General features: G+C 26.5%; 6 protein-coding genes. 2 read left to right on the forward strand and 4 right to left on the reverse strand.

Annotation, left to right across the window (positions count from 1 at the left end):
- The 3 genes from Q0V15_RS10760 to Q0V15_RS10770 all read right to left on the reverse strand — a co-directional run.
- Positions 1-1,292, reverse strand: a 1,292-nt coding sequence (locus Q0V15_RS10760; protein ID WP_297438865.1) for an MDR family MFS transporter, incomplete at its 3' end; no start/stop codon positions are given.
- 180 nt (positions 1,293-1,472) lie between these two features.
- Positions 1,473-3,632, reverse strand: a complete 2,160-nt coding sequence (locus Q0V15_RS10765) for a UvrD-helicase domain-containing protein (protein WP_297438868.1) — start codon at positions 3,630-3,632, stop codon at positions 1,473-1,475.
- Positions 3,633-3,781: 149 nt separating this feature from the next.
- Positions 3,782-4,075: a hypothetical protein gene (locus tag Q0V15_RS10770; protein WP_297438870.1), complete on the reverse strand. Its 294-nt coding sequence runs from the start codon at positions 4,073-4,075 to the stop codon at positions 3,782-3,784.
- A 176-nt stretch (positions 4,076-4,251) separates the two neighbouring features.
- On the opposite strand from Q0V15_RS10770, the gene Q0V15_RS10775 reads away from it, so the two are divergent.
- Positions 4,252-5,124: a type II toxin-antitoxin system HicA family toxin gene (locus Q0V15_RS10775; protein WP_297438873.1), complete on the forward strand. Its 873-nt coding sequence runs from the start codon at positions 4,252-4,254 to the stop codon at positions 5,122-5,124.
- A 29-nt stretch (positions 5,125-5,153) separates the two neighbouring features.
- On the opposite strand, the gene Q0V15_RS10780 is transcribed toward Q0V15_RS10775, so the two are convergent.
- Positions 5,154-5,762, reverse strand: a complete 609-nt coding sequence (locus Q0V15_RS10780) for a methyltransferase (RefSeq protein WP_297438877.1) — start codon at positions 5,760-5,762, stop codon at positions 5,154-5,156.
- Positions 5,763-5,887: 125 nt separating this feature from the next.
- Between Q0V15_RS10780 and Q0V15_RS10785 the strand changes: the two genes are divergently transcribed.
- On the forward strand, positions 5,888-6,373 hold the full coding sequence (locus Q0V15_RS10785; RefSeq protein ID WP_297438875.1) for a hypothetical protein: 486 nt from the start codon (positions 5,888-5,890) through the stop codon (positions 6,371-6,373).
- Positions 6,374-6,530 lie beyond the last annotated feature (157 nt).

The raw sequence follows: 6,530 nt of genomic DNA on the forward strand, positions 1-6,530 counted from the left end.
TTTTTAGCACTTCCAAGAATATCAGAACCTATATTTTTTAAGCCCTCACTATTAAAGTGATTTGTTATACCTGTGTTTAAAACAGAACCAAGAATACTTACACCAAGTGTTTGTCCAATTGTACGAATTAAATTCATTGTAGAAGTAGAAACTCCTATTTGTGAATCATCTACAACAATTTGAGAAATTATTATAGTTGAGTTCATTATACCACCAAATCCAAATCCAATGATGAACATTGCAATTATAAGAACTATTATTGGTGTTGATACATTTAAGATACTTATAAGTAGCATAGCAATACAAATTAAAGCAGATGAAAGTATTATTGCAAATTTAGCATCATATTTTTTAAGATACTTTGCAAGTATAAATGAACTTGTGAACCATGATATTGATATTGGTGCTAGGAATAATCCAGATATTATAGGACTATATCCAAGTACATTTTGTGTATATAAAGGAAGGTATGATTGGATTGTGATTATAACCACAGCAACTATAAATCCTATTATATTAGCATATACATTTCTTTTATTAAATATGTTAAATGGAATTATTGGTTCAGAAGCTTTTCTTTCAACAAAAATAAATATTATAAATGATATTATAGCAAGTGCTAAACATCCAATTAGATATTCTTTTTTTGCACTTTCAAGTGATGCAAAAAGTAGTGCAACAATTGATATGTTTAAGAATAGTATTCCAAAATAATCTATTTTAACTTTTTGTGTATGAACCTCTTCGTGGAAGTATTTATTTATCATATAGATACCTAAAATACCAAATGGTATATTCACAAAGAATATCCAGTGCCATGATAGGTCAATAAGTATTACTCCACCAATGAATGGTCCAAGAATACTGGCAACTCCCCATATTGTACTAAGAAGTCCTTGTATTTTAGCTCTTCCAGAGATATCATATAAATCTCCAATTATTGTATATGTAAGTGTTATTATTGAACCAGCTCCAAGCCCTTGAATAGCTCTTGAGATTATAAGTTCAAGCATAGTTTGTGATAGTCCACTAACTAATGTTCCAACAAGAAATATTATAATACCAGTTATTAAAACTTTTTTTCTACCAAGTAGATCTGAAAGTTTACCATAGATAGGTGTTGAAACAGCACTAGTTAGAAGGTAAGCAGAGAAAACCCAGCTTATTAAATTATATCCGTTTAAATCTCTTGCGATTGTTGGCATAGCTGTACTAACTACAGTTCCCTCAAAAGCAGCAAGAAACATTGTTAGCATAAGTGCTACAACTATTTTAGTTTTATTTTTTTCCATCTTTTTCTCCTTTGTTTGAAATACTTATATATATTACAGTTATAATGTAACAGTAGTATGTCATAGTAAAATAAAAAAAGAGCTATCCTAAAATATCTAAATTATAAAGAGTAATATAATTAATAATTACTACTCTTTATGATTTATAAGATATATAGAAATAACTCTTTTAAGTTATACTTATATTAATGGTGAGAATTCTTTGTTTGTTATAAGGTGAAGTTCATGTAATGCTCTTGTACAAACTGTATAAAGCAGATTTCTCTCAACTTCAAGAGAGTATGAATCATCACAGTCTGGTATTATAACACCATCAAACTCAAGTCCTTTTGATATATATGATGGTATTATAGTAATACCTCTAGAATATAAACTGTTTTCATCTATTATAAGGTTTAATCCATCTATTTTATCTTTAAGTGAATCATATAACTCTTGAGATTTAGCAGCAGTTTTAGTTATCACTGCAATAGAAGTTAAATCTCTATTTTTCATATCATCTATAAGTTTTATAATTTCTCCATTTATATCATCAGATTTAATCATTGAAACATCAAGACCATCTCTGTCAACAGCTTCAACAGCTTCACTTGAACGAAGAATTTCTTTTGCAAAGTTTGTTATATTTTTTGTTGATCTATAACTCTTTGTAAGGCATTCAATTTCTGTGTTATCAAATCCAAATACATTTGCAATTTCCTCTTTAGCAGTGATATTTGTATCACTTGAAATTCTTTGATTTAAATCTCCAAGAATTGTAGCAGAAGAGTTTTTAAATGTTTTATTTATTATAGTGTAGAATAGAGGACTATAATCTTGACACTCATCAATAATGATATGCTTTATATTATTATAATCTCTAAAACCTTCCATATAACAACGAATATATAATATAGGTACAATATCTTCAAATGGTACAAGTAAATCATTTAAAGATGCAATAGTAGCCATAGATATTTCTGAAACTTTATCTTTTGTAAATTTATTTATATCAAGCCAAAGTCTTTTATATATTTCAACAGGACTAATAATTTTAAACATTGAATCAACAAGTTCTGATACAGCAGTTACTATATAATCATCAAAGTTGTCTCCATGGTCTATATAATTATATCCAAAGTCTGATGCATTTTTCTTCTTTGCTTGTTGATAATATTTAGTTTCAACCTGTGAAACAAGACTTTGTTTAAGGTTATCTATTCTTGTAATATAAGGAACACTTGCAAATCTAGTTATAAAAGTTTCTTTAACTTTATTTTTTCTAACGATGACTTGACCACCAAGCGTTATATCTTTAAATACAGGAAGTATTTCAGGTAGAGTATCACAGAATTTAGTTATTATAGCTCCAAATTCTATAGTATTCTTATATTTCATCCCTGAAGTTCTTAAATCAAAGTGTTTACTTGTATTATGAGAGTATATAAACTCAAGATAATCATGTTTCTTCTCATATTGATATACAGAAGGAAGATATCCTTTATAAAAACTTTCAAAAGTAGTTTGTTTTATATTTTGCTCTCCAAGACCTGGAAGTACATCAGCTATATAATCACTAAAAACATCATTTGGTGAAAATATAAGAATATTATCAGCTCTTAAAGTTTTTCTGTGCTTATATAAAAGGTAAGCTGCTCTATGCATTGCAATAGATGTTTTACCAGACCCAGCGCATCCTTGAAGAAGAAGTATTTTAGCTTTTTCACTTCTAATGATTTCATTTTGTTTTTTCTGAATAGAAGAAACGATATTTTTCATTTTATCTGATGTATTAGATGATAGTATCTCAAGAAGCGAGTCATCTTGTATGTTTGAACCAGATTCATGTATAAATTTAATTTCTCCATTTTTGATATTGAATTGTCTGTTTAAAACAATCTCACCATCAATTTGTCCGTTTGGTGTTTCATAGAAAGCTCTACCTATTTCAAAATCATAGAACATATTTGCAATAGGAGAACGCCAGTCAAGTACAAGGAAGTCATAATCATCTTTAACAACACTTGCAATTCCTATATATAAACTTTCATCATAAGAATCACCATCTTCTTTAAAGTCGATTCTTGCAAAGTATGGAACTTCTTTTTGAGTTCTAAGTGTATTTATCTTATCTTTATTTTTTATATAAAGTTTTTCTTGAAGTGCCATATCTTGATTAAGTTGTTGTATTTCAATATCATCAAGTTCTGAAAAGTTATTCCAAAAAAATCTTCTATCATCTTTTATATCTTTACTTTGTCTATCAGATGAAACTCCAAATGATGCAAGTAAAGTATCAATAACCTTTAACGTTTCATTTAAATAAACTATTTCATCTTCTTTTTTTAAACCATTACTCATAAATATTTCTCCTAAATTAAATTAATCGTTGTATATGTATTATTAAAATACTTTTATAAACCATAAGGGTAGCTAAAACATAGGCTTATAGTTATTTGTTATAAAAGGAAAATGCACCAAATTTATTGGTACATATACCTATATTAAAATTAAAGCGTTCTTAGAACTGCTTCAATTTCATTAATTTTGTTTACAACAGCTAGTCTTTTTTGAAAAAGAACATCACTATCACAATCACCAGCCCTTGCATATCCTCGATACTCATCATCAAGTGATTTAAGCTCTAAAAGATTAGTCTTATAATCATAGTTTGATAGTGACATTTTTCTTATAGCCACCATATTTGTAATTTTTGATTTTTTATCGTTTATAGCTGTGAATCTACCGAATTCCTCCATAGAAACTTTATCATTTATATCAACATAGCCTTCGTAATTCATCATTTGTTTCTACCTCTACTTTAATTATTCTTATGTAAGTATAATATTAGATAAAAAAATTATCAAATATAATTTTTAATTTACGGTTATTTAGGAACTGTTTGTTGCTAAAAATTGTATAAAAACAGCTTATTTGGGTTATAAATAATTTAAGGATGAAATATGTGGAGGTGATTTAAATGCCAGTTAGTAAGAAGAGAAAGTTAGGAGCAAAAAGAAAAAATAAATATTATATAAATAGATATAATACGGATAAAAGAAGCAAATGTGTAGATAGAGAAACTAAGGCGTTGTTACTTGCAGCAAAAGATGACCTTATAAATAATATAGAGAGAGATGTAAATGAATATTATAGCGAAAAGGCTAGTGAAATTAATAAGTATATAAATGAAATTGTTTTAAATGTAGATGCATTAATTATAGAATTTAATAGTTTAGAATCAGAGATTGATGAAAAATTTGATATTGATTATATTAAAGGGTACATTGAAAAATATAATGAAGCAATAGAAGATGTTACAGAGACTATGGCAATTTTATTTAAATCTATTATGGAGTTTATAGATCAAACATCATATATGAAGTTTAAGGAGTATATTAAAGATATTAAAAGTATTTTACAGGGGGAGAAGCTTAGTAATGTTAATGTTTTTACTCATAATCTTTTTATGGAAACTTTAGAATATAAAGTTAAAGGGAATAGAGAAGTTATTGCTAAAAAATATAAGGAAATATATAGACTTGAGATAGCGTATTTCACAGAATATTTTAATAATCATTTTATAACAATATCAGAAAAACTTAATGAAATCTTAGAAAAAAATGAAAATTTTGATATAGATGATATAAAAGGAACACATAAGAGTTTTAAGTCAAGGAATTGGAAGGAACTTAATAAAATAGCAAAAAAGAATGGATTTATTCATGTAAGAGATAATGGAGATCATGGGATTTTTATAAATAGTGATGCTGATAGAACTATCATAATACCTCAAGGGCGAGATATAGGTAAAGGATTACAAATAAAAATAATGAAAACTATAGAATTATAATTCTATAGTTTTTCAGTTATTATTTAAAGTTAAGAAAGATATCTATAAATAGAAAAAATTTGTCTAAAGTCATTCTTATCAAGCAATGGAACTCTAATTTCTTTTTCAAGATAGAAAGCAGTATTATTTTCTAGGTAATATATATAATCATCTGAGGGATAATAGAGTATTAGGTCAACAGTTCTTGGATTTTCCTCAACTGAAAGTAAAATGTTATTTATAATTGTACTGAAAATTTGTACTGAAAATGGATTAAAGAAATAAAATTTATTATCATCTTTTTCAATAGAATAATCCTGTGCCATAGTATTTAAAAAGTTGATTTTATTTTTATCTTTTTTATGATTTTTCAAAAAAGATTTTTTATTTGCTAGTGAATTATCATAAAAGAAATGATTCATTTCAATTCCAAGAACATTAGCATTTGTTTTGTATGATAGATAAAAATTAAGCCTACCTTTTCCACATCCAAAATCTATAATATTATCAGTTTCTTTTATTTCATAATTTAGTAGAAGAGTTTCAAGTGCAATATAAGAAGTTGGCTCATATCTATTGTAATGAAGAGTAGCCTCTTCTAAATTTTGTTTGCCTGAAGTTTTGATATTTAAAAGTTTTTCAAATGTATTTTCCATAATAAGTCCTTTCTCTTGTTAGAAAGTATTCTAACTATTTAATAAAATTATTATAAATTAGAAATAAGAATACATAAAGCCTATTTGTGAATAAGATAGGGTAATAGTGTTTTTAAAAGGAGAATAAAATGAATAAAATTAGTTGTTTTAATGAGAGTGATAATAATTCGATAGCTTTAAATAAAATTAAAAAGAAACGTAAAAAATTTATAAAATTATTTGAAGGTGATAAAAATTATTTTACATTTTTGCTTGATAATATGACTTGGCTTGAAAATGAGAGAGAAGTTATTGAAATAGTAGATACTGAATTTGCTAGTCCTAAAATGCTTAAGGTAACTTATCTTGCATACGGTGAATTTGAGATTGTTGAGATGAGTGGTGGAAGTGATGGATGGACTAAGTTTTTTAATAATAATGTTTATTCAGATTTTAAGGGAGTTTTAAATGTATATGATGTAGATGAGGATACCTATAGATTAGAGTTTACAACACTTAATGAAAATCATAAAAAGCAGGAGCTTATAGGTGAGGGAGATGTACATTACTTGGTTGATAAGCTTGTTGAATTTAGGTGTATTGTTCCATATAGAGATTTATTACTTGGAAAATAAGGTGTCTATTTTATAGGCATCTTTATTTTTGTTTGGATTAAATTGTAAATAAAGTGGAAATAAGAATGTGAAATGTAGATTTTATCAGTAGAGTATGGAAAAATACTTATGAGGGGCTGAATAAAATGGATTATAGGATTTTAATACTTAAATATAT

This window comes from uncultured Clostridium sp. (assembly GCF_947036855.1).
In the GTDB taxonomy this organism is placed as follows: Bacteria; Bacillota; Clostridia; order Clostridiales; family Clostridiaceae; genus Sarcina.

Excerpts from the sequence above, each read along its gene's own strand:
- Q0V15_RS10775 (WP_297438873.1), top strand. The coding sequence starts at position 4,252 with ATGCCAGTTAGTAAGAAGAGAAAGTTAGGAGCAAAAAGAAAAAATAAA.
- Q0V15_RS10785 (WP_297438875.1), top strand. The coding sequence starts at position 5,888 with ATGAATAAAATTAGTTGTTTTAATGAGAGTGATAATAATTCGATAGCT.
- Q0V15_RS10765 (WP_297438868.1), bottom strand. The coding sequence starts at position 3,632 with ATGAGTAATGGTTTAAAAAAAGAAGATGAAATAGTTTATTTAAATGAA.
- Q0V15_RS10770 (WP_297438870.1), bottom strand. The coding sequence starts at position 4,075 with ATGATGAATTACGAAGGCTATGTTGATATAAATGATAAAGTTTCTATG.